The organism is Aeromonas caviae (assembly GCF_000819785.1).
Classification (GTDB): domain Bacteria; phylum Pseudomonadota; class Gammaproteobacteria; order Enterobacterales; family Aeromonadaceae; genus Aeromonas; species Aeromonas caviae.
Genome location: NZ_CDBK01000100.1, coordinates 19,676 through 45,399, shown reverse-complemented (window position 1 = coordinate 45,399; position 25,724 = coordinate 19,676). Strand labels below are relative to the sequence as shown.

Sequence of the window (25,724 nt, the reverse complement as noted above, 5' to 3'; positions counted from 1 at the left end):
TATAGCGTAAATAAAGATTGCGAACTAAGCCACATCTATCGGCTACCTTTATCTCTGTTGAGTGATAATGATCACGAAAGCTGGTTTATTAATTTGCGCAGCGAAATAAAACACATAGACTGCCAATCAAGCCTTGATGGCTTATGCGTCGAACGTGATAAGCACTTAATTTCTAGAAAAACACCAACTAAGGAGAGGAACCGTGAACATTCTCGGTTATTTGCAAAAGATCGGCCGTGCCCTGATGGTGCCGGTAGCGGTATTGCCTGCCGCCGCGATCCTGATGGGGATTGGCTACTGGATTGACCCGAACGGTTGGGGTGGCGGAAGCCCTCTGGCTGCGTTTCTGATCAAGGCGGGTGCCGCCATCATCGACAGTATGCCCATTCTGTTCGCCGTCGGCGTCGCTTACGGCATGTCCAAGGATAAAGACGGTTCCGCCGCGCTGGCCGGTCTGGTCGGCTTCCTGGTGGTCACCACCCTGCTGAGCCCGGGCGCCGTGGCCCAGATCAAAGGTATCCCGGCCGACCAGGTGCCGGCAGCCTTTGCCAAGATCAGCAACCAGTTCGTCGGCATCCTGTGTGGTGTCATCGCCGCCGAGCTCTACAACCGCTTCAGCAGCGTGGAGCTGCACAAGGCGCTGGCTTTCTTCTCCGGTCGTCGTCTGGTGCCGATCGTGACCTCCGTGGTGATGATCGTCGTCTCCTTCATCCTGATGGCCGTCTGGCCGGTCATCTACGGTGGCCTGGTGAGCTTCGGTGAATCCATCGTCAGCATGGGCTCCACCGGTGCCGGCATCTATGCCTTCTTCAACCGTCTGCTGATCCCGGTCGGTCTGCACCACGCCCTGAACTCCGTGTTCTGGTTCGACGTGGCCGGCATCAACGACATCCCGAACTTCCTGGGTGGCCAATCCTCCATCGACGCCGGCAAGGCAGTCGTGGGCGTGACCGGCATGTACCAGGCCGGCTTCTTCCCCATCATGATGTTCGGTCTGCCGGGTGCCGCACTGGCCATCTACCACAGCGCGAAGAAAGAGAACAAAGAGAAGGTTGCGTCCATCATGATCGCTGCCGCCTTTGCCGCCTTCTTCACCGGGGTGACCGAGCCGCTCGAGTTCTCCTTCATGTTCGTGGCGCCGGTACTGTACGTCATCCACGCCCTGCTGACCGGTATCTCCGTGTTCATCGCAGCCTCCATGCACTGGATCGCCGGTTTCGGCTTCAGCGCCGGTCTGGTGGATATGGTGCTCTCCAGCCGCAACCCGCTGGCGACCCAGTGGTACATGCTGCTGGTACAGGGTCTGGTCTTCTTCGGCCTCTACTACGTGGTCTTCCGCGCCGTGATCGCCAAGTTCAACCTGAAAACCCCGGGTCGTGAAGATGACGAAGCCGTGCCGGTACAGGCTCAAACCACCGACCGCACCGAGCTGGCCAAGCAGTATCTGGAAGTGCTGGGTGGTCAGGAGAACCTGGTGACCATCGATGCCTGCATCACCCGTCTGCGTCTGACCCTGAAAGACCGCAGCATCGTCGATGAGCGCAAGCTCAAAGCCCTGGGCGCGGCCGGTGTGGTCAAGCTCGGTGAGCAGAACCTGCAGGTGATTCTGGGCCCATTGGCCGAGATCATCGCCGGTGAGATGAAAGCCCTGCGTTAATCGAGCGACTCGCTCACCTCAAGTCTAAGTCCATTGTTGACATAACTAAGGGCCCCGCCTCGGGGCCCCATATAAAAAAAGCCAAGAAAATCCAACCTTTACTTCAAATGAGAGCAGCAGTTATGAACTTGAAACATTCTCTGTTAGCCATTGCCATGTCTACCGTTTTCGCCGGTCCCGCACTTGCAGCCGATGCTGCCAGGCAAGCGGTGGTCGACGCCCTCGCCAGCAACCTCGTCGTCAAGTACGAAGTCGTCACCAATGACGGTGCCGGCGCCGGTCTTGATTGCCAGGCGCTGGGCTCCGAGTGGGCGAGCTGCGGCGTTGCCAAGCTGCACCTGACCAATACCGGTGCCGACGTCACCTCCAAGGACTGGAGCATCTATGTCTCCTCCATCCGCCGCATCCAGCGGGTGGACAACGACCAGTTCACCATCACCCACCTGACCGGCGACCTCTATCGTTTGACGCCGACCGAGAAGTTCCAGGGCTTTGCCAAGGACGCCACGGTCGAGGTGCCCCTGGTGGTGGAATACTGGGTATTGTTCGAATCTGACATCATGCCGAACTGGTATGTCGCCAGTGAAGGGGCCGAGCCGAAAGTGCTGGCCAGCATGAGCAACATCGACGATGCCAGCACCTACGAGAAGCCGATGCCTGCCGATGGCTGGAAGCGCACCAAGGATGACAACAACATCCTGATGAACAGCGAGACCCGTTTCGCCGCGAACCAGACCAGCACCCTGCTGCCTGCCGGCAAGATTGACGACCGCATCCTGCCAAGCCCCATGAAGCAGGTGGTCAAGGCCGGCCCGCAAATCGACTTCTCCACCATCAAGCTCAATGCCCTTGACCTGCCGAGCGATCGCGCCGAGGCCCTGAAGGCGCAACTGACCAAGCTGGGTGTTACCCTCTCCGACACCGGCTACCCGGTCACCATCAAGCTCGGCAGCAAGCTCAAGCAGGCCGAAGGCTACGACATGACCATCGGCAAGAAGGGCACCGTCATTCAGGGGCACGACGTTGACGGCGCCTTCTGGGGCGCCCAGTCCCTGATCTCTCTGCTGGGGGTTGACGACAAGCTGGTGAGCCAGATGAGCGTCGAGGATGCGCCGCGCTTTGAATACCGTGGCATGCAGACCGACGTGGCCCGTCACTTCAGAAGCCCGGAGACCATGAAGAAGCTGGTTGACCAGATGTCCGCCATGAAGCTCAACGTGCTGCACCTGGGGCTGACCAACGATGAAGGCTGGCGTCTGGAGATCCCGGGCCTGCCGGAGCTGACCGACGTCGGCAGCCAGCGTTGCCATGACGAGTCCGAAACCAAGTGCCTGATGCCGCAGCTTGGCTCCGGCCCCACCAGCGACAACCAGGGCTCCGGTTTCTACAGCAAGACGGACTACATCGACCTGGTACGCTATGCCAAGGCCCGCGGTGTGACAGTGATCCCCGAGATCAACATGCCGGCCCACGCCCGTGCCGCCGTGGTCTCCATGGAGGCACGCTACAAGCGTCTGATGAGCGAGGGCAAAGAAGCCGAGGCCAACCAGTTCCGTCTGACTGACCCGGCCGATACCTCCAACGTCACCTCGGTGCAGTTCTACGACAAGATGTCCTTCATCAACCCCTGCCAGCCGGGTGCCGCCACCTTCGTGGCCAAGGTGATGGACGAAGTGGCCCAGATGCACCAGGCCGCCGGCCAGCCGCTGACCGCCTGGCACTACGGTGGTGACGAGGCGAAGAACATCATGCAGGGCGGTGGTTACCAGGATCCGGCCGTCACCAAGAAAGAAGATCTGGTGGCCTGGAAGGGCAACGTCGACTCCAGCAAGCAGGACAAGCCGTTCGGCAAGTCCCCCATGTGCCAGAAGATGATCGACGATGGCAAGATCAAGGATGTGGCCGAGCTGCCGGTCTACTTTGCCAAGGAAGTGAGCGAGATGGTCAAGGGCCACGGCTTCTCCACCCTGCAGGCGTGGGAAGATGGCCTGAAGTACGCCACGGATGCCAGCGTATTCGCCACCGACAAGACACGGGTCAACTTCTGGGAAACCCTCTACTGGGGTGGTTTCAACGAGGCGATGAAGTGGGCGCACAAGGGCTATGACGTGGTGCTCTCCAACCCGGATTACCTCTACTTCGACTTCCCGAACGAGGTACACCCGGCTGAGCGCGGCTACTACTGGGCAACCCGCTTCAACGACACCCGCAAGGTGTTCGCCTTCGCCCCGGAAAACCTGCCGCAGAACGCCGAGACCTCGGTTGACCGCGATGGCAACGCCTTCGTGGCCAAGGGTGACCAGGATCCGGTCAAGTTCAAGGGGATCTCCGGTCAGCAGTGGAGTGAAACCGTGCGCACCGATGCCCAGTACGAATACATGGTCTATCCGCGCATCTTCTCCGTGGCCGAGCGCGCCTGGCACAAGGGCGGCTTCGAGCTCGATTACGTGAAGGGTCGCGAGTTCTCCGGCACCACCAAGCACGTGAACAAGGCCACCCTGAACAAGGAGTGGAACCAGTTTGCCAACGTGTTGGGTCAGCGCGTACTGCCGAAACTGGACCAGGCCGGGGTGGAATATCGCCTCTCCGTACCGGGTGCCAAGGTGGTGAACGGTGTGCTGGAAGCGAATGTGGATCTGCCGGGTCTGCCCATCCAGTACAGCCTGGATGGCAAGAGCTGGAGCGCCTACGACGCTGCCGCCAAGCCGACCGTGGATGGCAAGGTCTACCTGCGTACCACCAGCTTCGATGGCAAGCGCACCAGCCGCGTCACCGAGCTGAACTGATAGCTAGCCTTCAATCCATAACGCAAGGTGGGTCGCAAGACCCGCCTTTCCCAAGGTCGATGGCCATCGGGTTTGGGAAAGGTTGACTCTGCGTGTGAACCTTTGTTGTGTGTGTTTTGTCTGTTTTTCATCACTTGAGACCCCGCCCCGTGCGGGGCTTTTTTTAACCAGGATCTCTGCAATTTCTCCCGTTTCGCCGTTTTTGGTGCGCCAATGACCCGAATTGGCCAAATTCAGGTTGAGGCAGGGCGCGTAATGAGGGATCATACCCGGCTTGACGGCGGGGGTATGAGGGTGCCAGCCGGCACAACGTCCGCCAGTGACGCATTTTTGAGGTGAGCCATGAGTCAGGCGAACAGCCCAACTAACTTTATTCGTCAGATCATTGATGAAGATCTGGCCAGCGGTAAGCACAGCAGCGTGCATACCCGTTTCCCGCCGGAGCCGAACGGTTATCTCCATATCGGCCACGCCAAATCCATCTGCCTGAACTTCGGCATCGCCCGCGACTATCAGGGTCAGTGCAACCTGCGTTTCGATGACACCAACCCGGCGAAGGAAGACATCGAGTTCGTGGAGTCCATCAAGCAGGACGTCCAGTGGCTGGGCTTCCAGTGGAGCGGCGAGATCTGCTACTCCTCCGACTATTTCCACAAGCTGCACGGCTATGCCATCGAGCTCATCGAGAAGGGACTGGCCTATGTGGACGAGCTCTCCCCGGAGCAGATGCGCGAATACCGCGGCACGCTGACCGCCCCTGGCAAGAACAGCCCGTTCCGCGATCGCAGCGTGGAAGAGAACCTGGCCCTGTTCGCCAAGATGAAGAACGGTGAGATGGCCGAAGGGAGCGCCTGCCTGCGCGCCAAGATCGACATGGCATCCCCCTTCATGGTGATGCGCGATCCCGTCATCTATCGCATCAAGTTTGCCCACCACCACCAGACCGGTGACGAGTGGTGCATCTACCCGATGTATGACTTCACCCATTGCATCTCGGACGCCCTGGAGGGGATCACCCACTCCCTGTGTACCCTGGAGTTCCAGGACAACCGTCGCCTGTATGACTGGGTGCTGGACAACATCAGCATCGACTGTCACCCCCGTCAGTACGAGTTCTCCCGTCTGAACCTCGAATACACCGTCATGTCCAAGCGCAAGCTGAACCTGCTGGTGACCGAGGGGCACGTGAACGGCTGGGATGATCCGCGCATGCTGACCGTCTCCGGTCTGCGCCGCCGTGGTTACACCCCGGCCTCCATCCGCGAGTTCTGCAAGCGCATCGGTGTGACCAAGCAGGACAACATCGTCGAGATGAGCATGCTGGAAGCCTGCATCCGCGACGATCTCAACGAGAACGCCCCGCGCGCCATGGCCGTGCTGCACCCGGTGAAGGTGGTGATCGAGAACCTGGCGGCGGACGAGGTGCTGACGGCGCCTGCGCACCCGAACAAGCCGGAGATGGGGACCCGTGAGCTGCATTTCTCCCGCGAAATCTTCATCGACGAGGCGGACTTCAAAGAGGAAGCCAACAAGCAGTTCAAGCGTCTGGTGCTGGGCAAGGAAGTGCGCCTGCGCAACGCCTACGTCATCAAGGCCGAACGGGTCGAGAAGGATGCCGACGGCAAGGTCACCTGCATCTACTGCTCTTACGACCCCGAGACCCTGGGCAAGGATCCGGCGGACGGCCGCAAGGTGAAAGGGGTGATCCACTGGGTCAGCGCCACTCACTCCCTGCCGGCCGAAGTGCGTCTCTACGACCGTCTGTTCAAGGTGCCGAACCCGGGCGCCGAGGATGACTTCGAAGCGGCTCTGAATCCGGAATCCCTGGTGATCATCGAAGGGGCCCGGGTGGAAGCTTCCCTGAAGGATGCCAAGCCGGAGTTTGCCTACCAGTTCGAGCGTGAAGGTTACTTCTGCGCCGACAACAAGCTCTCCAGCGCCGAGCGCCTGGTGTTCAACCGCACCGTGGCCCTGCGTGACGTCTGGGGCAAGGCCGAGGCCTGATAGAAGAGGGCAGGGGAGACCCTGCCGCTTCTGGTCCGGATTGCGGACACAAAAAAGCCAGCATCATGCTGGCTTTTTTATTGCGCTGACCCGGCCGAATCAATCGTCGTGCTTGCAGTCACCGTTGGCGCAGTGGCCATACAGGTAAAGGCTGTGGTTGGTCAGGCGGATGTTGTGCGCCTTGGCGATGTCGCGCTGGCGCTGTTCGATCACCTCGTCGGAGAACTCGATCACCTTGCCGCAGTCGAGGCAGACCAGGTGGTCGTGGTGCTCCTGGGTGGCGAGCTCGAACACCGACTTGCCCCCTTCGAAATGGTGACGGGTGACGATACCGGCATCATCAAACTGGTTGAGAACGCGATAAACGGTAGCGAGACCAATCTCCTCGCCCTGATCGATCAGCCGTTTGTACAGATCTTCCGCACTGGTGTGCTGGCAGTCAGGCTGTTGCAGGATTTCCAGGATCTTGACACGGGGCAAGGTGATCTTGAGCCCGGCCTTTTTTAACGCTTGGTTGTTGTCTGCCATTTCTATTTATTCGCATTCTCGAAGGTGTGGTTATTCTGATTGACTGCCGCTGTAATGGCAACCACGAACTCGCTTGGCCTGTCATTATAGGTCGTAGCCAAGTTAAAAATAAACCCAGCAATTCAAGGGCTTTAGATCATCAAGCCCGTCATGGGAATATTCAGGCCCGCTTGCTCGACCAGAGAATGTTGATACTATGTGACTTCTTTATAGTCTGGTCGGATGAGATCCATGGATTGGCTTTTCGGCAATGCCGCCTGGGTGCGCTGCGCCCTCAACGCCTGGCCCCCCTTCTGGGGCGCAGGCATCAAGATAGAAACCCTGAGCCCCGATTTCCGCTTCTGCCGGGTGACGCTCAAGTCCCGCTGGTGGAACAAGAATGCCAACCGGACCCAGTTCGGCGGCAGCATGTTCGCCATGACGGATCCCATCTACCCGTTGATGCTGATGGGCTATTTCAAGAACCGCTACTACGTGTGGGACAAGGCGGGCAGCATCAATTTCATCAAGCCGGGCAAGGGCAAACTGGTGGCGGAGTTCACCCTGAGCGACGCCAAGCTGGCGTCGATCGTGGCGGCGACCGAGGGGGGAGAGAAGCACTTTCCCGAGTTCGAGGTGCAGGTGCAGGATGGCCAGGGCGAGCTGGTGGCCCAGGTGAAGCGCACCCTCTATGTCAGATCCAAGCCCCAGCACAGGGGGGGCTGAATGCCTGCTGCAGATGCAACAAGGGCCCCGTCGGGGCCCTTGTTGCATGAAGAGGGAGGGAGATCAGATCACTCCAGCTCGCCCAGGCACATCTCTTCGTGCAGCTGTTTGCACCAACCCTTGACGCGCTCGGCGGTCAGCTCCGGCTGGCGATCTTCGTCGATGCCCAGGCCCACGAAGTGCTTGTCATCCACGAGCGCCTTGGAGGCTTCGAACTCGTAGCTCGCGGTCGGCCAGTGGCCGATGATGATGGCGCCCTTGGCTTCGACGATGTCACGCAGGGTGCCCATGGCGTCGAGGAAGTACTCGGCATAGTCTTCCTGATCGCCGCATCCGAAGATGGCCACCAGCTTGTTGTTGAAGTCGATCTCTTCGAGTTCGGGGAAGAAGTCGTCCCAATCGGCCTGGGCTTCGCCGTAGTACCAAGTCGGGATGCCGAACATCAGCAGATCGAAGCTGTCGATGTCGGCCTTGCTGCTCTTGGCAATGTCACGGACTTCAATCAGTTGTTTGCCCAGTTCTTTCTGGATCATCTTGGCGACAGCTTCGGTATTACCGGTATCGCTGCCGAAAAACAGACCTACACTAGCCATAGTGTTTCGTTACCCGTATCTGGTGTTGATGCTTGACGGTTCAGATTGCGATGCCTGCTGCATGAGCAGACTCGATCTGTTGCTTCAGGATAGATTGGATCAGCTCGGCTCGGCTGACGTTCTGTTGCAGCGCAAGTTGGTTCAGGCGCTCCAGCAACTCGGCTTCCACCTTTAACTCGACCCGTTTCAGCCCGTTCTCACGATCGCGCTTGAGCTGGTTGCGCTTGTTGATCTTGAGCTGGGTCTCGCGGGGGAGTGGATTGGTCTTTGGCCTGCCGGGGCGCTTCTCAGTTGCGAACAGATCCAGTGTTGTTCGATCAGTTTGCTGTTTGGCCATACATCACAGATGAAAAGTAGTTAGCCGATCCCTGAGCCTTCCCAGCCCATTTCGATCAGCCCCTTGGCGACAAAACCCGCGCAACCCAGAAACAGCACCAGCCAGACGATGAAGCGGCCGAAGCGGGGCACATTGCCCCGTTTGAGCACGTCCTGAATGGCCAGACCAATCAGCAGGAAGATGGCCACGAAGAACAGTTTCAGGCCCAGACTCTCGATGAGATCGATGTGTTCACTCAGCATGGATTGCGCGCACTCCTTAAGACGGGCGCACTATATCACAAAGGATTTGAAACTGTTAACCGCCTGTCGACAGGAAATCCACAACCAGTTTGTTGAACAAAACCGGCTTTTCCGCGTGCAGCCAGTGACCCGTGCCGGCGATGACGCGGGCCTTGGCGGCCGGGAACTGGGCCATCGCGGCCCCGGTGTAGTCGGGCAGCATATAGTCGGAGTCGCCCCCCTTGATGAAGAGTGTCGCGCCTTCGAAGCGGCGTTCATCGTCGGGCCAGCCCATGATGTTGGCGTAGTTGCGCTCAAGGGCCGGCACGTTGAAACGCCACCCCCATCCAGACTCCCCTTTGGCGAAGGATTTGAGCAGGAACTGGCGCACCCCGGCGATCTCGATGTGCTCGGCCAGCATGGCTTCCGCCTCGCTGCGGCTCTGGGGGGGCGTGGCCAGCGTGGCATTGAGCCCGGCAAACACGTTCTTGTGGCGGGCGTGGGGATAGGCCACCGGGGCGATGTCCGCCACTACCAGCTTGCTGACCCTGTGAGGGGCCTGCTTGGCGACCTGCATGGCGACCTTGCCCCCCATGGAGTGGCCCACCAGGGCCACCTGCTCAAGTCCAAGATGGTCCAGCAGGGCCAGGATGTCCGCCGCCTGGGCCGGGTAGCTCATCTCGTCCGAGTGAAAGGAGGCACCGTGATTGCGCAGATCGACGCTGATGACCCGGTATTGTTCGCTGAGGGGGCGCGCCAGCAGGCCGAGGTTGTCCAGGCTGCCAAAGAGGCCATGGATCAGCACGACAGTCGGGCCTTCGCCCTGATCCTTGAAGTTCAATCGTGGATATTGTTGCAAAATGACACCTTATCGGTCGTGGGCTCTATCGCCATACTTTTTAACACACTGAAAGAAAAGGATTTCATTCCTGGTGGGGGATTTTTTTGTGGTTTTTTTTCAAAAATATCGCCCCGGGATCGGCTATCAGTGCGGGGGATCACACACTTGGCCCGTCATTATGCCGTATTCTCAAGGAGATTCATGCACATCTGTCTGCCCCTTGCTTGGGCTGCCGGGTCTGTCTATGTATAATCGCCGCATCCGAATTTCGACGAGTCCAGCGCATCCCTATGAAAACCATCGAGCTTGATGACGATCTCTACTTCTTTATCGCGAGCCAGACCCGGCACATCGGCGAGAGTGCGTCCGATATCCTGCGTCGCCTGCTGGAGCAACCCGCCCAGGCCGGCACGGCAACCGTGGCGGCCGCGCCTGCGATGCAACCGCAACCCGTGGCTGATGCCCTGGGGCTGGAGGCGTTGCTGGATTCCGGCGAGCTTCAGAAAGAAGAGAAGTCCATCAACCGCTTCATGCTGGTATTGAGCACCCTCTATCGGGACAACCCGGAAGGCTTCACCCAGGCGACCGAGATAAAAGGGCGCAAGCGCGTCTACTTCTCCCGTGACCCGGAAGCGCTGCGTGCCAGTGGCAGCACCACCAAGCCCAAGCCGGTACCGGAGACCCCGTTCTGGGTGATCACCAATACCAATACCAGCCGCAAGCAGAACATGGTGGCCCAGCTCATGAACAGCATGGGTTATGACGAGGATCTGACGGCTCGGGTGTGCGGCGCCGTTTAACCCATCAATGACTTCAGGCCTTGCCGGGCAAGGCTCAGCTCAAGGAAAACGCCATGGCACAGCATTCCCACGCCGGTCAGCCGGCTCGTCTTTGCGATCTGACCAACATTCCCCGTCTGGTCAGCGCCTACTACCTCAACAAGCCGGATATGAGCCGCCCTGAGCAGCGGGTCGCCTTCGGCACCTCCGGTCACCGCGGCAGCGCCCTGCACAGCGCCTTCACCGAATCCCACATTCTGGCGGTGACCCAGGCGCTGGTGGAGTACCGCCAGCAGGCCGGTATCACGGGGCCGCTGTTCGTCGGCATGGATACCCATGCCCTGTCTGAATCCGCCTTTGCCAGCGCGGTGGAAGTGCTGGCGGCCAACGGTGTCGAGACCCGCATTCAGGCCGGCCTCGGCTTCACGCCGACCCCGGTCATCTCCCATGCCATCCTGCGCCACAACGCAGGCAAACCCGTGGCCCAGGCGGACGGCGTGGTGATCACCCCGTCCCACAACCCGCCGGAAGATGGTGGCTTCAAATACAACCCGCCCCACGGCGGTCCTGCCGAAGGCGAGATCACCAAGTGGGTGGAAGACCGCGCCAACGCGATCCTGGAAGCGGGCCTGGCCGGCGTGAAGCGGATGCCGTTTGCCGAGGCCCTCAAGAGCCCGTTCGTGGTGGAACACGACTATGTCACCCCTTATGTGGATGATCTCGAAAACGTGCTGGATCTGGCCGCCATCAAGCAGGCTGGCATCAAGATCGGCGTGGATCCGCTGGGTGGCTCCGGCGTCGCCTACTGGGACGTCATCGCCAGGCGCTACGGTCTGGACATCGAGGTGGTGAACTACAAGGTCGACCCGACCTTCTCCTTCATGACCCTGGACAAAGACGGCAAGATCCGGATGGACTGTTCCAGCCCGTTCGCGATGGCGAGCCTGATTGCCCTGAAAGACAAGTTCGACATCGCCCTTGGCAATGACCCTGACTACGACCGTCACGGCATCGTCACCAAGGCGGGCCTGATGAACCCGAACCACTATCTGGCGGTGGCCATCCAGTATCTGTTCACCCACAGAACCGGCTGGCCCAAGGGGGCGGCCGTCGGCAAAACGCTGGTCTCCTCTTCCATGATCGACCGGGTGGCCGGCGAGATCGGTCGCACCCTCAAAGAGGTGCCGGTCGGCTTCAAGTGGTTCGTGGACGGTCTCTACAGCGGCGAGTTCGGCTTTGGCGGCGAGGAGAGCGCGGGTGCCTCCTTCCTGCGCAAGGACGGTACCGTCTGGACCACCGACAAGGATGGCTTCATCCTGGCGCTGCTGGCGGCCGAGATCCTGGCGGTGACCGGCAAGGATCCCCAGGCCCACTACGATGCGCTCGAAGCCAGATTCGGCCGCTCCAGCTACCGCCGCATCGATGCCCCGGCCAACAGCGCCCAGAAGGCGGTGCTCTCCAAGCTGGATCCGGCCCTGGTGGAAGCCTCCACCCTGGCTGGCGAGCCCATCCTCGCCAAGCTGACCAAGGCGCCGGGCAACGATGCCGCCATCGGCGGCCTGAAAGTGGTGACCGAGAACGGCTGGTTCGCGGCGCGCCCCTCCGGTACCGAGTCCATCTACAAGATCTACATGGAGAGTTTCAAGGGGGAGGCGCACCTGGACCTCATCCAGCAGGAAGCCCAGCAGATTGTCTCCGCCGCCCTGGCCAAGGCCGGCGTCTGACCCTTACGGCAACAACCCATGTGAAAGAGGAGCCCTGGTGGCTCCTCTTCTTTTTGTGTCGGGTTGACTGCGGATCAGCCGTTGTCGACGCTGCCGGTGGCGGCCTTGCGGTTCTGCCAGCGCTTGAGGAAGGAGCGGGCCGGCAGCTTCATCAGGAAGAGAGAGAGCAGGATGATGCCGATGCCGAGCCACTGACGGCCATCCAGGGTTTCTCCCACCATCAGCACACCGCAGGAGACCGCCACCATGGGGTTGGTGAGGGCCAGCATCCCCATCACCTCCGGGCCATGGCGTTTGAGTCCCCAGAGCCAGGCCCAGTAGGCCAGAGCCGTATTGAGGATCACCAGCCAGATAAGCCCGGGAGTGGCGTCAGCCCGGGGCAGGGGCATGGGGCCGGCCAGCCACCAGGCCAGCGGGATCAGCATCAGGCCGCCCAGCAGCAGCTGCCAGGCGGTCAGGGCCAGCAGATCGTCCACCGGCCAGCGTTGCATCCAGCGGCTCGACTGGCCGATAAGCAGGGTGGCGAGCAGGGCGCACGCCACGCCGACGGGATCCAGATTGGCAGAGGGATTGAGCAGCAAGAGCACCCCGACGAGCCCCATCACCCCCAGCAACAGCCACTTGATCGTCGGTCTGACACCGTCTTGCAGCCAGGCCAGCCCCATCAGGATGAGGGGCAGCGTCGCTCCCAACGTACCCGCCACGGCGCCGGGCAGGCGAAACGCCGCCACGAACAGCAGGGCGAAGAAGGCGGTGATGTTGCAAAACGCCAGCAGGAACTGCCTGCTCCAGACGAGAGGCGGCCTGCGGGGATGGAGCAACAGCAGCAGCACCCCGGCGGGGAGGGCGCGCCACACGGCCACCCAGTAGGGGGAGTAGTCGGTCAGGTAGAGACTGACGACGGCATAGGTGCTGCCCCAGAGCAGGGGGGCGAGCAGGGCGATCAGCAGTGGCATGGTTATCTCGCAACAAAGTATCTTTAAGTGAAGATACATTAGTCGCGAGTTGGTTTATTATCAAGTATCTTCATGTAAAGATAATGGAGCCCCAATGGAGAGTGATCATGTAGATCAGCTGCTGGCCCAGTGGGCCCGGCAGCGCCCGGACCTCGACTGCACCCCCATGGGGGTGCTGGGGCGGGTGGCGCGCATGGCGGCGATCGCCGGGCGCGAAGTGAGCGAGACCCTCAAGGAGTGCGGTCTGCTGGGGTCCGATTTCGATATCCTGGCGACCCTGCGTCGGGCCGGCGAGCCGCTGACCCCGACCGCGCTCTACCAGTCCGCCATGCTGAGTTCAGGGGCCATGACGGCCCGGCTCGACAAGCTGGAGCAGCGTGGCCTGATAAGACGTGAAGCCTCCCCCGATGACAGGCGCAGCCTGCTGGTCTGCCTGACGGAGCCGGGGCGGGAGCTGGTTGACCATGCGGTGGAGCAGCACGTGGCAAACGAGCGTCGCCTGCTGGCCCCATTGAGCCTGGCCGAACAGGAGCAGCTGGCGGCCCTGCTCAAGCGCTGGTTGCTGGAAAACGAATAGCAAAACGGGCCCATCGGGCCCGTTTTCGTTGGCATTGAGGCTGGCTCAGTAGCCGCCTCTGGCATCCCTGACGGCAAGGCCAAGCTGCCATACCGCCATGGCGTAGTGGGTGCTGTGGTTGTAGCGGGTGATGGCGTAGAAGTTCGGCAAGCCGTACCAGTACTGGTAACCGGTGCCGACATCCAGACGCAGCAGGCTCGCCTCCTTGTGGTTGCCCAGATTGCCGGTAGGAGCCAGCCCGGCACCGCGCAGGGTGGCCACCGGGTAGCGGGTCTGGAAGCCGTGCTCATAGCCCGGCAGCTGTCCCTGACCACGCACCGCCACCGGCTGCCCTTTCTCCCAGCCGTGGGCCTTGAAGTAGTTGGCCACGCTGCCGATGGCATCCACCGGATCCCACAGGTTGGTGTGGCCGTTGCCGTTGAAGTCCACCGCGTAGTTGCGAAAACTCGACGGCATGAACTGGCCGTAGCCCATGGCCCCGGCATAGGAGCCCTTGGGTTCGGTGGGATCCATCCCCTCATCCCGGGTCATCACCAGGAAGGCTTCCAGCTCGCCGGTGAAGAAGTCGGCGCGGCGCGGGTAGTCAAATGCCAGGGTCGCCAGGGCGTCGAGAATGCGGGTCTTGCCCATCACCCGACCCCAGCGGGTTTCCACCCCGATGATGCCGACGATGATCTCGGGTGGCACCCCGTAGATCTGCTGCGCCCGGTTGAGTTCACTCTCGTATTCACGCCAGAAGTTGACGCCGTTTTGCACGTTGTCCGGGGTGATGAACTTGGCGCGGTAGCGATTCCAGGCACCGGTCGGGCCGGTGGGCGGTCTGGTGGTGGGGGCCTGGGCGTCCATCAGCTTGATGATCCAGTCATAACGCTCGGCCTGGGCCAGTACCCGGTGCAGCTCGGCGCCGTCGAAACCGTGCTTTTGCACCATCCGCTGCACGAAGTTGTCCACGTTGGAACGATTGGCGAAGTCCCCCTTGCTGACCCCGGGCTGGCTCACCTGTCCGTAGAAGGGTTTACTCGGCGGCGTCTGGTTGATGAAGGCGCTGTTGGGTTGGGGTTTGACCACGGGCTTGGGCGCCGGCGTGCTGCTGCAGCCGTAGATCAGGGGAAACAGGGAGAGGACACAGACAAGGCGACGCATAGGGTTCTCGTGAGCCTGAAAAAGAGTGCCGTCATGGTAAAACATTGGCGTGCAGGCGCAAGTGCTCCGTGCCGGCGTGCCCCCCGGGATCCCGTCAGCGCAGGGTGTGGTAGCCGCTCCAGATCCGGGTCAGGGTCGTGATGGCACAGAGCAGGGCGAAACCGTAGGCCAGTGGCACGAAGGCGGCGGGCCAGAGGCACATGAGCACGAAGAGGGCGATGGTTTCGCTCCCCTCGGTGAGCCCGCCCAGATAGTAGAGGGATTTGTGGTGGTAGACGGGGCTCTCGATGCCCCGTTTGCCCGCCATGATGGCAAAGGCCAGAAAGCTCGATCCCGTGCCCATGAAGGCGAACAGCAGGGTGGCGGCGGCCAGGGCGTTGACCGGGTCGGCGAGGGCAAAGCCCAGCACCACGGCGGCGTAGAAGATGAAATCCAGCGTGATGTCGAGAAACCCGCCGCAGTCGGTGATGCCCGTATCCCGCGCCACGGCGCCATCCAGCCCGTCCAGCAGCCGGTTGAGCAGAATCGCCGCCAACGCCCACTGATAGCAGCCAAAGGCCAGCAGCGGCAGCGCCAGCATGCCGATGAGAAAGCCGGCGAGGCTCACCTGGTTGGCGCTCACCCCGGCCCGGCACAGGGGGCGGGCGAGTGCGGCGAGGGGGCGGCGGATAACCGGGATCAGGTGGCGATCAAACAAGGTGGTGCTCCTCTTCGGGGCTGGCTGGGGGGATCAGTTGCAAGATGGTGCCCGGCGCATCCTCTTCGTCGTGGGTCACCAGCAGGGCGGGGATGGCCAGTGCCTTGATCTGCGCGAACACCAGTTCGCGAAAGGCGGCCCTCAGCGGCTTGTCGAGGCGGGAGAAGGGCTCGTCCAGCAGCAATGCCCTGGGCTCGGCCAGCAGGGCACGCAGCAGGCTGACGCGGGCTTTCTGGCCGCCGGAGAGCGCCCCGGGCAGCTTGTCCGCCTGAGCCTCCAGCCCGACCTCGGCCAGCGCCTCGCGGGCCCGGGTCTGCCTTGACGCCATCCCCTTGAGATGCGCCGGCATGCCGAACATCAGATTTTCTGCCACCGTCAGGTGGGCAAACAGCAGGTCATCCTGAAACAGGATGCCGACGCCCCTCTCCCGGGGGGGGAGCAGGGTGAGGCGATGTGTGCCGAGCAGGATGTCCCCGGTCAGCAGGATGGGCCCCCCGGGTGGCAGCACTCCCGCCAGGGCCGCCAGCAGGGAGCTCTTGCCACAGCCGCTCGGTCCCATCAGGGTGAGCACCTCGCCCGGGGCCACCCTGAGGGGAGGGAGCGTCAGCAGGGGGGCGCCGTCGAGGAAGAGGGTGAGTGCGGAGGTGTGCAGCATCGGGTCAGGGCCTCAGGGCGGGGTTGATGCGCCGCGGCAGCCAGAGCGCCAGGGCATAGATGAAAAGGGGCAACAGCAGTTGCAGCAGGCCGTAGAGCCCCGCCAGCCGCCGGTTGAGGCCGCTGCCGATGGCCACCGCTTCCGTGGTGATGGTGATGACCCGCCCGCCCCCGAACAGCAGGGTCGGCAGGTATTGGGCCAGGCTCACCGCCGCCCCGACACCGAAGGCGAACAACAGGGGACGGGCGAGCAGGGGGCCCTTGACTCGCCACCAGGCCCCCCAGGGACTGGCCCCGAGCGTGAGGGCCACCCGGGTGAGGCGCTCGTCGAACTGGCGATAGGGGCCGTGCAGGCAGAGATAGACGTATGGAAAGACGAAGATCAACTGGCTCCAGAGTACCCAGCCAGGGCCTATGCCAGTGAATCCCAGCCCGTCGGTCTGAAGGCGCAATCCAAACAGCAGGCTGGCCTGGGGCAGCAGCAGAGGCAGGCAGACAAGCCAGAGGGTGCGTGTGGCGCTGCGCGCAGGCAACGCCTCGAGGCAGAGCACCGCCAGCAGCAGGGAGAGCGCGGCGCAGAGCAGGGCCAGCCACAGACTCTGCCACAGCAGCGGGCCCAGGCTCGGCAGCAGAGCCAGCCAGTGGTGGCTGCTCCATTCGCTCGGCCAGAGGGCGGGAAAGGACCAGCGCCGGGTCAGGGACCAGAGCAGCAGGGCGGCGAGCACCAGCAGATTGGTCAGGAGCAGCCCCCACACGCCGATGCGGGCAATGAATGCGGGCCAGGGCGAGGCGGGGGCGCGTCGCCCATCCAGCCAGCGTGCCTTGCCGAGGGTGAGGTGGGTCCGCTCCAGCAGCCTGAGGACGCCAAGCAGCAGCAGGTTGAGGGCGAGCAGCAAGAGGGCGCCGCTGGCACTGGCGCCGCGCCAGGCAGGGTCGGCATCCTGATACCAGAGCCAGAGTCGCACCGCCAGGGGCGGCGGGGCATCCGGCCCCAGCAGCAGGGCGAGATCCACCACCGCCAGACCATAGGCGGCCACCGCGTAGAGGGGCAGTCGCAGGGCGGGCCAGAGGGCGGGCAGCAGCAGGCGCCACCAGATCCGGGGGGCACTGAAGCCGAGGCTGGCCCCCAGCCACTGCTGGCGCGCCACCTTGGCGGGATCCAGTGCCGCCAGCGCCATCAGCAGCAGGAAGGGAGTCTCCTTGAGGATGAGCACCACGATGAGGCCAAGCCCCCAGGGATCCTTGAGGGTTTGCCAGTCCGGGGGCTGATGGGTGAGGTCAAGCAGGGGGGCGACGAGGCGCAGCAGCCAGCCGGAGGGAGCGAGCAGAAAGGCGATGCCGATGGCAAAGGCGACGTGGGGAAGCGCCAGCAGGGGGGAGAGCAGGCGGCGCAGCCAGCGCATCCAGGGACGCCCGTCCCCCTGGGCGAGCAGCAGGGCGGTGGCGCCGAGGGCCCCCAGAGTGGAGGCCCCCGCCACCCAGAGGCTCAACCCTGCGGAGTGCCAGAGTCCGGGCTGGGGGAGCAAGAGGGATAGATTGGCGGGGGTGAGCCCCTCGATGACCAGCAACAGCATACCCCCGACGAGCGGGATCCCCAGCAGCAGGGCTCCCAGCATCAAAAAGGGCAGCAGGAGGAGAAGAGGGGCGCGCGCCTGCATGATGGATCAGTGGCCGTAGCGCTCGGCCCAGGCCGCTTCCAGCCGGGTCTGCCAGCTGGGGTGGGGCTCTGCCACCCCCTTGAAGCGCAATGCCGGACGGGTCTGGCCTGGCAGCGCCTCCTGGCGCAGCACGCTGGGATCCCCCCAGAAGGCGGGGTCGCTCTTGCGCGCCTGGGCGGCGGGGCTCAGCAGGAAGTTGACCACCACCTTGGCCCCGGCCCGGGCGGAGGCATTGAAGGGGATGGCGAGGAAATGGCTGTTGGTGAGCGCCCCTTTCTCCATGGCGATGGCATGGACGGTGGGGGGCAGGGTGCCGTTTTGCACCGAACTCTGGGCTTCCCCCGGGTTGAAGCTGATGGCCATGGCCAGCTCGCCGTCATCGAGCAACTGCCTGGTCTCGGCGGCGCCGGTGGGGAAGAGCCTGCCCTTTCGCCAGAGCGCGGGGTGAAGCTGGTCGAGCCAGGCCCAGAGAGGGGCGGTGACGCGAAGGAAGTCGGCATCGGTCGCCTCCCGGTAGAGGGGCGCCGGATCTGGTGTCAGCTCCAGCAGGATCTGCTTGAGAAAGCTAGAGCCGTGAAACTGGGGAGGCTTGGGGTAGGTGAAGCGGCCGGGGTGAGCCTTGGCCCAGGCCAGCAGGGCGGCCGCCGAGGTGGGAGGTGCGTCTACCTGGTCGCCATCCACCATCAGATTGAGCTGGCCTATGCCCCAGGGGGCCTCCAGCCCCTCGACCGGCACGGTGAAGTCTTCACTCACCGGCAGGGCGGTGTCCACCAGGGCCATGTTGGGCAGCTCGTCGGTAAAGGGGGCCCCCAGCAGCCCCTGCTCCTTGAGCGCCTTGAAGTTCTCGCCGTTGACCCAGAGCAGGTCGATGGGGCCGTTCGACGTCTTGCCAGCCTGCTTGCCGGCCAGCAACTGGCTCACGCTCTGGGCGATGTCATCCACCTTCACCTGCACCAGCTCGACCTGGTACTGGCGAGCGATCTCCTGCCTGGCCCACACCAGGTAGGCGTTGATCTCGGGGCTGCCCCCCCAGGCGTTGAAGTAGACAGTTTGTCCCCTGGCGGCCAGCAGGGTCTGCTGCCACGATGCGTCATTGGCGTGGAGCGGGGAGGCCAGCAGCAGGGGGACAGCGGCCATCAGGGGACGGAGCAGGGCGCGAAGTCGGGTCGTGAACATGATGGTTGCCTCGTCAGAGTCAGGCGCCGCGGCGCCAGCGGTGATAACGGGCCAGCAGCGCCAGCAGGCGCCCGGGCTGGCGGGCACGGCGCCAGGCGCCAGCCACGTACTTGTTCCCCTCCATCAGGGTGGGGTAGGGGTGAACGGTGGCGAGGATCTTGCCAAGTCCCAGGCGGTGGCGCATGGCGAGGGCAAACTCGGCGATCCGCTCGCCGGCGTGAGCACCCACTATGGTGGCCCCGAGTATCCTGTCACGGCCCGGCACCGTCAGCACCTCGACAAAGCCCCCTGACTCGCCGTCGGCGATGGCTCTGTCCAGCTCGGCCATCTCGAAGCGGGTCGACTCGAAGGGGATGCCTCGGGCCCGAGCCTCTTTCTGGTTGAGGCCGACCCTGGCTATCTCCGGACTGGTATAGGTGGCCGCCGGCATGACCCTGTAGTCTGCCCGAAAGCGCCTGAACTGGCCAAAGAGGGCGTTGATGGCGGCATACCAGGCCTGATGGGCGGCAAAATGGGTGAACTGGTAGGGGCCGGCAACGTCCCCCACCGCCAGGATGCTGGGGTAGTTGGTGGCGAGGAAGCCGTCGATGGCCAAGGTGCCGCCGGGGGCCAGTTCAACCCCCAGCGCCTCCAGCCCGAAACCGCTGACGTTGGCCTCCCGGCCAAGGGCCAGCAGCAGCTGGTCCCCCTCAACCACCAGCGTCTCGTCCCCCCGGCGCAGGTACAGCCGGATGGGCAGGTTGGTGCCTTTACCGTCCATATACTCGGCCGAGGTAGCCTGCCAGCCGAGGTGCAGAGTGACGCCGTCGTGCTCCAGCTGCGCGGCCAGGGCCCCGGCGACGTCCCTATCTTCCCGGGGCAGCAGCTGAGGGCCTTGCTCCACCAGGGTGACGGGGATACCGAGCAGGGCCAGGCTCTGGGCCAGCTCGCAGCCGATGGGGCCTCCTCCCAGCACCAGCAGATGGCGGGGGGGCTCACGCAGTCGCTGCCAGATAGTGTCGGAGGTGAGGTAGGGAACCCTGTCCAGCCCCGGCAGTGCGGGTACCCGGGGTCGGGCGCCGGTGGCGATCACGATATGACGGCTGGTCAGGCGCTTGCCATTGACCTCCACCTCCCAGGGGGAGGTGACTCGCGCCCGCCCCTGGATGCACTCCACCCCAAGTCCTTCATAGCGCGCCACCGAGTCGTGGGGTTCGACCTCCTCGATGACCCGGGCGACCCGCGCCATCACGGCGGCAAAGTCGGCGCGGCTCTGGCTCGGGGTAAAACCAAGCTCCCCGGCCTTGCGCTGTTCAATGGCGAAGCGGGCGCTTCGGATCAGCGCCTTGGAGGGGACGCAGCCGGTATGGAGGCAATCCCCCCCCATCCTGTGCTGCTCGATGAGGGCCACTCTGGCTTTCACCGCGGCGGCGATGTAGCTGGTGACCAGGCCTCCGGCGCCGGCACCTATCACCAGCAGGTTGTAATCAAAGCGCGCAGGCTTGCGGTAGGGGGCGTGCAACCGGTAGAGGGCGAGACGGCGCTGAAAGGCACGCATCAGCCAGGGCATCAGGCCGAGCAGGGTCAGGGCGGCCAGCAGGTCGGGGGAGAAGAGGTTGCCTGTGCTGGTGAGGGTAGCCAGCTCGCTTCCCGCCAGCACGTAGACGAGGGTGCCCGGCAGCATGCCGAGCTGGCTGACCCAGTAGTAGGTGCTGACTCTGATGGGGGTGAGCCCCATCACCAGGTTGACCAGAAAGAAGGGGAAGAGGGGGATGAGGCGCAGGCTCAGCAAATAGAAGGCCCCTTCCTTTTGCATGCCGGCCTGAACGCTCGCCAGCTTGTCGCCAAAGCGTGTCTCGACCCAGTCCCGCAGCAGGAAGCGGGCGCTGAGAAAGGCCAGGGTGGCGCCAAGGGAGCTGGCAAAGGAGACCAGCAAGAGCCCCCCCAGGATGCCGAAGACGGCGCTGCCCGCCAGGGTGAGCAGGGCCGCCCCCGGCAGGGAGAGGGCGGTGGTGAGCACATAGATCACCAGAAACAGCAGGCTGGCCGCGACAACATGGCGGTCGACCCAAAGGGCCAGGCGCTCCTGATGAGCCTGCAACTGGGTGAGGCTCAGATAGTGGTCAAGGTCGAGGGCAAAGAAGGTGCCGACCAGGGCCCCCATCGCCAGCAACAGCAGCAGGCGTGCCTGGTTCATCCCTGCCCCTTGTCGAGGGGGCGCTCGGGTTGCACCGGCAACTGGCAGAACCCTTGGGGAGCGATGTCGAGAGCGGCATTGAACTTGGCGGACATGTTCTGGAAGGCGATGAGGCCGGTGAGCTCCACCAGGGCGTCGTCATCGAACCAGGGCTTGAGGCGGGCGGCCTGCTCGTCGCTCACGCCATCCAGCCCGGTCATGGCCTCGGCATAGTCCAGCACGGCCCGCTCCCGCTCGTCGAACAAGGGGCTGTCGCGCCACCGGGCCAGCGCCTCCACCTTGTCGCTGGAGCCTGCCCGCTTGACGAGGGTCATGGCGTTGATGTCGACACAGAAACGACACCAGTTGAGCTGGGAGACCCGCACCGTCACCAGGGAGCGCAGCACGGGGTCGATGGGGGAGCGCTTGCGGTTGATGACGCCGTAGAGGGTGGCGACCGCGGCGAACAGCCTGGGGGAGCGCCCCCAGCACTTGCCCGGGATCAGCACCTGACCGTAGTTGCGTTTCTGCAGCCAGAAGAAGGGGCGGATGAACCAGGCATAGGCCCGGTCCGGTTTGACCTCAATGCGCATCTTGTTCCTCTTTGAGCTTCTCCATCTTGGGCTTGTAGGCCCCCCCCAGACGCTCGTTCAACCGATTCAGGAAATCGATGATCCGTGCCCGGTTGACCCCCAGATCGCTGCGCCCCTGGCGCGAGGCGGAGCGCATGTCGATACGGGTCTCTTTGGGCCCGGCAAAGACCCGCAGGGCCACGTCATCCTGAAACCCGAACCAGCCGGTGGTGACCACGGCGTCGAGGCCGCTCGGGCTCGGGCGCACCCGCCAGCCGAGCTCCGTCATCAGTTCCTCGGCTTCCGCGAGCACTTCGACCGGGGATGCCCGGGTATAGAGAGGACCGGGGTTGCCTGGAAATAGTTGCAGGGGCGGGGGGGAGACCGGGAGATCCTCCGGGCTTCTGAGCTGCTCGGCCCACTGGAGCCGTGGCGGATGGTAGGGATCCGTGCTGACGTCGTTGGTGAGGGGGGAGCGCAGCGCCTGGACGAGAAACAGCAGGGGCAACAGCAGGGGAGTTATGCCCCAGATATCCGGCCAGAGGTTGGTGGTGCGGCGATAACGCCAGGGCAGGCGCAGCAGCAGCACGAGGCTGAGGAGGGCGCTGGCGAGACAGAGGATGAAGCCGAGCCACCAGGGCCAGAGATGGGCACGGCTGCCAAGGGCCCCGCAAAGGGGCAATAGCCAGGTCAGCAGCGGCCACCACAAAGAGCTGTGCATATGAGGGATCCACGGGTCAGGATGGAATTATGCCCAGAAGGATAAACTTAATTGCCTGATAACGTTAGTAAATGATCATCAATCCCGGGCGTGCGGCTCAGAGAACCGATGGCCTCGTCGCCCTGGATCAGTTGCGATAGAGCACCTTGATGAGGTGGAAGCCGAACTTGGTGCGCACCGGCCCCAGCACGGTCAGCAGCTCCCCCTTGAACACGGCATCGTCGAAGGACTTGACCATGTCCCCCTTGGAGAACTCTCCCAGATCGCCGCCACGCTTGCCGGAAGGGCAGGTGGAGAAACGCTTGGCCATCTGGCTGAAGTCGGCGCCCTTGGCGAGCTTCTCCTTGATCTCCAGACACTGTTTCTCGGTCTTGACCAGGATGTGCTGGGCACAGGCTTTTTTCATCGGAATGCTCCTCGGCGAGGGGAAAGGGGGCGCAAGATTACTGCAATTGCGCCTCCGCGTCAGCCCCTCGGGCGCGAGACCCGGCTCCGGGGGCCGGCGGCCAGGGGGACCCTGGTCCGGGATTGCCAGAGGATCTCCAGCCCCAGCAGGGCATAGAGGCTCCAGATGGCCAGGGGGTTGAGCCAGTTGCCCCCCATCTGCAGGGTGGCCAGAGCTGCGCTAACCAGCAGCAGGACTATGCCGGGCAGGCGCCAGTGGACAGGCAGGGGGGCGAGCAGGGCCATGCCCAGCAGCAGGGCCAGGCCAAAGGGCAGATTGAGGGCGGTGAAGGCGAGGGCCTGCTGACCGTTCATGCCGGTCAGCAGGGCCAGCAGGGCGCTGCAGCAGGCCAGGAAGGTGATGAACTCGAGTCGGTCGGCGATGTAGTCAGCCAGTTGTTCGCTACGTAGGTGCATGGGGTCTCTCCTGCGATGATTGGGATCAGTGTGGGACAGGCAGGAGCGCAGGGGCAGCGGGATAAATCGATTGAATTGAACGAAGCTTTAGTGCCATCTATTCAAGTGATTGATTTAAACTTATTTTCCTGTTCAATAGCAGGCAGGATGGGGAAGAGGGCGCGGAGCAAGTCGAGGGGGACGGGTTGACGAAACCCGCCGGATGCGGGGTGTCCGACAAGGGTTGTCGCGACGAGCCGGACCCTGCTGCCAGCCCAAGGCCGCCAGGGGAGATCCGGCGTGGCGGGGTCGGTGGTGGCGTTTTGTTCGCCCCTTGCCCGGATTGTGCGCAGTTTGGCTCCTCACACCCGGCTGGCTCCTTGCTGGGCCGAAGCGATCCCCGCACCGGGGGTGGCAGAGCGGCACGCAAAGGGGCCCCGAGCGTGGGATTTCGCCGTCGCGATTATGCTAGGATGAGCGGCACTCGCCCGGGATGAGTCTCGGTATCGTACTAAATAACACAATCTTTAAATCATGTTATTCGGGGAAACTGACGTTTGACAGGATGCTATCCTACTTTTCTCACCGGGAGCACTTCATCCGGGCGATCCCGTCGCCCCGGGCCCGGTCTCTTGCTGCTCGCCCTTGCTCTCTGGCTAATGGCGATGCCCGCCATGGCGGCCAAGTTGACCTACCAGATCAAGGGGGTCAGGGGAGAGCAGAAAGACAACGTCGAGGCTTACCTCAACGCCCTGCCCGTCTACCAGGAACGCCAGTACCGCCCCGCCCGCGCCAAGATCACCGAGAGCGTACAGAAGGCGCTGCAGGTCTATGGCTACTACCAGCCCAAGATCACCCTGAACCGCGACAAGAAGACGCCCGCCAAGGTGGTGATCGAGATTGAGCGGGGGGAACCCGTGATCATCTCGCGCCTCGACATCCTGCTGGAAGGGGATGCGGGGAGCGACGAGGTGTACAGCGAGCTGCTGGACAAGCTGCCCCTCAAGGAGGGAGATCCCCTCAACCACGGCAAATATGAATCCATCAAGGCGGATCTCGGCAGTCTGGGGCTGGCCCGCGGCTATTTTGACGCCAAGATCAGCAAGAGCCAGGTCAAGGTTTTCCCGGAACAGGGCAAGGCGGAGATCTACATCCTGTTTCGCTCTGGCCCGCGCTACCATTTCGGCGAGATCCGCTATGACGCGACGCCGGAGGCACTGCACCTTATTCGCCCGCTCATCAACATCAAGAGCGGTGATCCCTATCTGGCGATCCGTCTGGCGGAGATGTCCCAGGATGTCTCCTCCACCAAGCTGTTCAAGCAGGTGGACATCAAACCCCTGATCAGCCAGGCCGAGGGCAACCGGGTGCCGGTGCAGGTGACCCTCTCCAACCGGGTCGATCACGAGATTGAGACCGGTATCGGTTATGCCACGGACGTGGGGCCGCGCCTGAGTGCCACCTGGGAGAAACCCTGGGTGAACCGCTATGGTCACCGCCTCTCCAGCACCGCCAAGATCTCGGCGCCGGAAGCGGAGCTCAGCTTCGACTACCAGATCCCGGTGGGCAACCCGCTGCGGGATTACTACTCCCTGCAGGCGGGCTATCAATACACCGACAACAACGACACCCGCTCCGATCTGGCCACCTTCGGGGTGCACCGCTGGACACGCCGACCGGAGAGCTGGGACAGAGACGTCTTTGTGCGCCTGGAGAACGAGCGCTACGTCCAGGGTCAGGACGAGGGGAACAGCCTGCTGCTGATCCCCGGCGTCTCCTGGTCACGGCTGCGGGTGCGCGGCGGTCTGGTGCCGGATTGGGGGGATCGCCAGCAACTGACGATGGAGTTCTCGAGCCCCTACTGGGGGTCCGACATCAGCTTCATGCGGGTGTGGGGGCGCAGCAAGTGGCTGCGCACCCTGGGCGAAGATCACCGTTTCCTGATGCGGGCCGAACAGGGGGCCATCGTCGGGGATGATTTCTCCCTGGTCCCCCCCTCCCTGCGCTTCTTCACCGGCGGCGATCAGACGGTCCGGGGCTACGGTTACGAGACCATTTCGCCACGGGGGGACGATGGCAAGCTGACCGGCGGGCGCTACGCCAGCGTCGGCAGCCTGGAGTACAACTACCGCTTCAGCGAGAAGTGGCTCGGCGCCCTGTTCGTGGACGCCGGGACCGCCACCGTCGACTACAGCGAGGCCTGGAAGATAGGCACCGGGGTCGGGGTGCGCTGGGTCACCCCCATCGGTCAGGTCAGGCTCGATCTGGCGGTGGGCATCTCCGAGGAGGACAAGCCGCTGCGGCTGCACTTCGCGTTGGGGCCGGAACTATGACCCGGCAACCAGGCGCATATCCTCTTCTTTCTCTTTTCTGGCCGCTGCGGCTGCTTTCCTTGCAGGG

24 protein-coding genes are annotated in these 25,724 nt (G+C 63.2%); 8 read left to right on the top strand and 16 right to left on the bottom strand.

Going from position 1 to position 25,724, the window contains the following annotated elements:
• Positions 1-202: 202 nt before the first annotated feature.
• The 3 genes from nagE (at position 203) to glnS (ending at position 6,447) form a co-directional block, all read left to right on the top strand.
• Positions 203-1,657 carry an N-acetylglucosamine-specific PTS transporter subunit IIBC gene (gene nagE / locus BN1120_RS17855; RefSeq protein WP_039039841.1) on the top strand — a complete coding sequence of 485 codons (1,455 nt, stop codon included), beginning with the start codon at positions 203-205 and terminating at the stop codon, positions 1,655-1,657.
• 122 nt (positions 1,658-1,779) lie between these two features.
• On the top strand, positions 1,780-4,443 hold the full coding sequence (locus BN1120_RS17850) for a beta-N-acetylhexosaminidase (protein WP_042017348.1): 2,664 nt from the start codon (positions 1,780-1,782) through the stop codon (positions 4,441-4,443).
• 342 nt (positions 4,444-4,785) lie between these two features.
• Positions 4,786-6,447, top strand: a complete 1,662-nt coding sequence (gene glnS / locus BN1120_RS17845; protein WP_010674101.1) for a glutamine--tRNA ligase — start codon at positions 4,786-4,788, stop codon at positions 6,445-6,447.
• A 99-nt stretch (positions 6,448-6,546) separates the two neighbouring features.
• Here glnS and fur read toward each other — a convergent pair whose 3' ends face one another.
• A complete protein-coding gene (fur, locus tag BN1120_RS17840; protein ID WP_010674102.1) occupies positions 6,547-6,975 on the bottom strand; it encodes a ferric iron uptake transcriptional regulator in 429 nt (142 codons plus the stop codon).
• Positions 6,976-7,206: 231 nt separating this feature from the next.
• Here fur and BN1120_RS17835 point away from each other — a divergent pair, with 231 nt between their 5' ends.
• Positions 7,207-7,680: a DUF4442 domain-containing protein gene (locus BN1120_RS17835; RefSeq protein WP_010674103.1), complete on the top strand. Its 474-nt coding sequence runs from the start codon at positions 7,207-7,209 to the stop codon at positions 7,678-7,680.
• Positions 7,681-7,748: 68 nt separating this feature from the next.
• On the opposite strand, the gene fldA is transcribed toward BN1120_RS17835, so the two are convergent.
• Genes fldA through BN1120_RS17815 form a run of 4 tightly spaced genes read right to left on the bottom strand, consistent with a single transcriptional unit; the run spans position 7,749 to position 9,672 of the window.
• Positions 7,749-8,273 (bottom strand): flavodoxin FldA, encoded by a 525-nt coding sequence (gene fldA, locus BN1120_RS17830; protein ID WP_010674104.1) that lies wholly within the window; start codon positions 8,271-8,273, stop codon positions 7,749-7,751.
• 40 nt (positions 8,274-8,313) lie between these two features.
• Positions 8,314-8,610 (bottom strand): LexA regulated protein, encoded by a 297-nt coding sequence (gene ybfE, locus BN1120_RS17825; RefSeq protein WP_005325670.1) that lies wholly within the window; start codon positions 8,608-8,610, stop codon positions 8,314-8,316.
• 20 nt (positions 8,611-8,630) lie between these two features.
• Positions 8,631-8,852, bottom strand: coding sequence for a DUF2788 domain-containing protein (locus tag BN1120_RS17820; protein WP_010674106.1), 222 nt, complete (start codon positions 8,850-8,852; stop codon positions 8,631-8,633).
• Positions 8,853-8,907: 55 nt separating this feature from the next.
• Positions 8,908-9,672, bottom strand: a complete 765-nt coding sequence (locus tag BN1120_RS17815; protein WP_042017347.1) for an alpha/beta fold hydrolase — start codon at positions 9,670-9,672, stop codon at positions 8,908-8,910.
• Positions 9,673-9,962: 290 nt separating this feature from the next.
• On the opposite strand from BN1120_RS17815, the gene seqA reads away from it, so the two are divergent.
• A complete protein-coding gene (gene seqA, locus BN1120_RS17810; RefSeq protein ID WP_042017344.1) occupies positions 9,963-10,472 on the top strand; it encodes a replication initiation negative regulator SeqA in 510 nt (169 codons plus the stop codon).
• A 53-nt stretch (positions 10,473-10,525) separates the two neighbouring features.
• Positions 10,526-12,175, top strand: coding sequence for a phosphoglucomutase (alpha-D-glucose-1,6-bisphosphate-dependent) (gene pgm, locus BN1120_RS17805; RefSeq protein WP_010674109.1), 1,650 nt, complete (start codon positions 10,526-10,528; stop codon positions 12,173-12,175).
• A 74-nt stretch (positions 12,176-12,249) separates the two neighbouring features.
• On the opposite strand, the gene BN1120_RS17800 is transcribed toward pgm, so the two are convergent.
• Complete coding sequence (locus tag BN1120_RS17800) at positions 12,250-13,131, bottom strand: DMT family transporter (protein WP_042017343.1); 882 nt, start codon at positions 13,129-13,131, stop codon at positions 12,250-12,252.
• Positions 13,132-13,225: 94 nt separating this feature from the next.
• Between BN1120_RS17800 and BN1120_RS17795 the strand changes: the two genes are divergently transcribed.
• A complete protein-coding gene (locus BN1120_RS17795) occupies positions 13,226-13,708 on the top strand; it encodes a MarR family winged helix-turn-helix transcriptional regulator (RefSeq protein WP_042017340.1) in 483 nt (160 codons plus the stop codon).
• A gap of 45 nt (positions 13,709-13,753) precedes the next feature.
• Here the strand turns inward: BN1120_RS17795 and mltB are convergent, their stop codons facing one another.
• The 10 genes from mltB to BN1120_RS17745 all read right to left on the bottom strand — a co-directional run bounded on the left by mltB (position 13,754) and on the right by BN1120_RS17745 (position 23,345).
• Positions 13,754-14,851 (bottom strand): lytic murein transglycosylase B, encoded by a 1,098-nt coding sequence (mltB, locus tag BN1120_RS17790; protein ID WP_042017338.1) that lies wholly within the window; start codon positions 14,849-14,851, stop codon positions 13,754-13,756.
• 94 nt (positions 14,852-14,945) lie between these two features.
• On the bottom strand, positions 14,946-15,548 hold the full coding sequence (locus BN1120_RS17785; RefSeq protein WP_042017336.1) for a CDP-alcohol phosphatidyltransferase family protein: 603 nt from the start codon (positions 15,546-15,548) through the stop codon (positions 14,946-14,948).
• A complete protein-coding gene (locus tag BN1120_RS17780; RefSeq protein WP_042017333.1) occupies positions 15,541-16,203 on the bottom strand; it encodes an ATP-binding cassette domain-containing protein in 663 nt (220 codons plus the stop codon). Before BN1120_RS17780 ends, BN1120_RS17785 begins: the two co-directional genes overlap by 8 nt.
• A gap of 4 nt (positions 16,204-16,207) precedes the next feature.
• Positions 16,208-17,860 carry an ABC transporter permease family protein gene (locus BN1120_RS17775; protein ID WP_080768092.1) on the bottom strand — a complete coding sequence of 551 codons (1,653 nt, stop codon included), beginning with the start codon at positions 17,858-17,860 and terminating at the stop codon, positions 16,208-16,210.
• Positions 17,861-17,866: 6 nt separating this feature from the next.
• Positions 17,867-19,036 (bottom strand): ABC transporter substrate-binding protein, encoded by a 1,170-nt coding sequence (locus BN1120_RS17770; RefSeq protein WP_042017370.1) that lies wholly within the window; start codon positions 19,034-19,036, stop codon positions 17,867-17,869.
• Positions 19,037-19,055: 19 nt separating this feature from the next.
• Positions 19,056-21,212: an FAD-dependent oxidoreductase gene (locus tag BN1120_RS17765; protein ID WP_042017331.1), complete on the bottom strand. Its 2,157-nt coding sequence runs from the start codon at positions 21,210-21,212 to the stop codon at positions 19,056-19,058.
• Positions 21,209-21,784, bottom strand: a complete 576-nt coding sequence (locus BN1120_RS17760) for a carboxymuconolactone decarboxylase family protein (RefSeq protein WP_039039829.1) — start codon at positions 21,782-21,784, stop codon at positions 21,209-21,211. Before BN1120_RS17760 ends, BN1120_RS17765 begins: the two co-directional genes overlap by 4 nt.
• A complete protein-coding gene (locus BN1120_RS17755; RefSeq protein ID WP_042017330.1) occupies positions 21,774-22,484 on the bottom strand; it encodes a DUF1499 domain-containing protein in 711 nt (236 codons plus the stop codon). Before BN1120_RS17755 ends, BN1120_RS17760 begins: the two co-directional genes overlap by 11 nt.
• A 127-nt stretch (positions 22,485-22,611) precedes the next feature.
• Positions 22,612-22,890 carry a peptidylprolyl isomerase gene (locus BN1120_RS17750; protein WP_039039827.1) on the bottom strand — a complete coding sequence of 93 codons (279 nt, stop codon included), beginning with the start codon at positions 22,888-22,890 and terminating at the stop codon, positions 22,612-22,614.
• A 59-nt stretch (positions 22,891-22,949) separates the two neighbouring features.
• Positions 22,950-23,345: a hypothetical protein gene (locus tag BN1120_RS17745; RefSeq protein ID WP_042017329.1), complete on the bottom strand. Its 396-nt coding sequence runs from the start codon at positions 23,343-23,345 to the stop codon at positions 22,950-22,952.
• A gap of 536 nt (positions 23,346-23,881) precedes the next feature.
• On the opposite strand from BN1120_RS17745, the gene tamA reads away from it, so the two are divergent.
• Positions 23,882-25,657 (top strand): autotransporter assembly complex protein TamA, encoded by a 1,776-nt coding sequence (gene tamA / locus BN1120_RS17740; protein WP_042017328.1) that lies wholly within the window; start codon positions 23,882-23,884, stop codon positions 25,655-25,657.
• Positions 25,658-25,724: the final 67 nt, after the last annotated feature.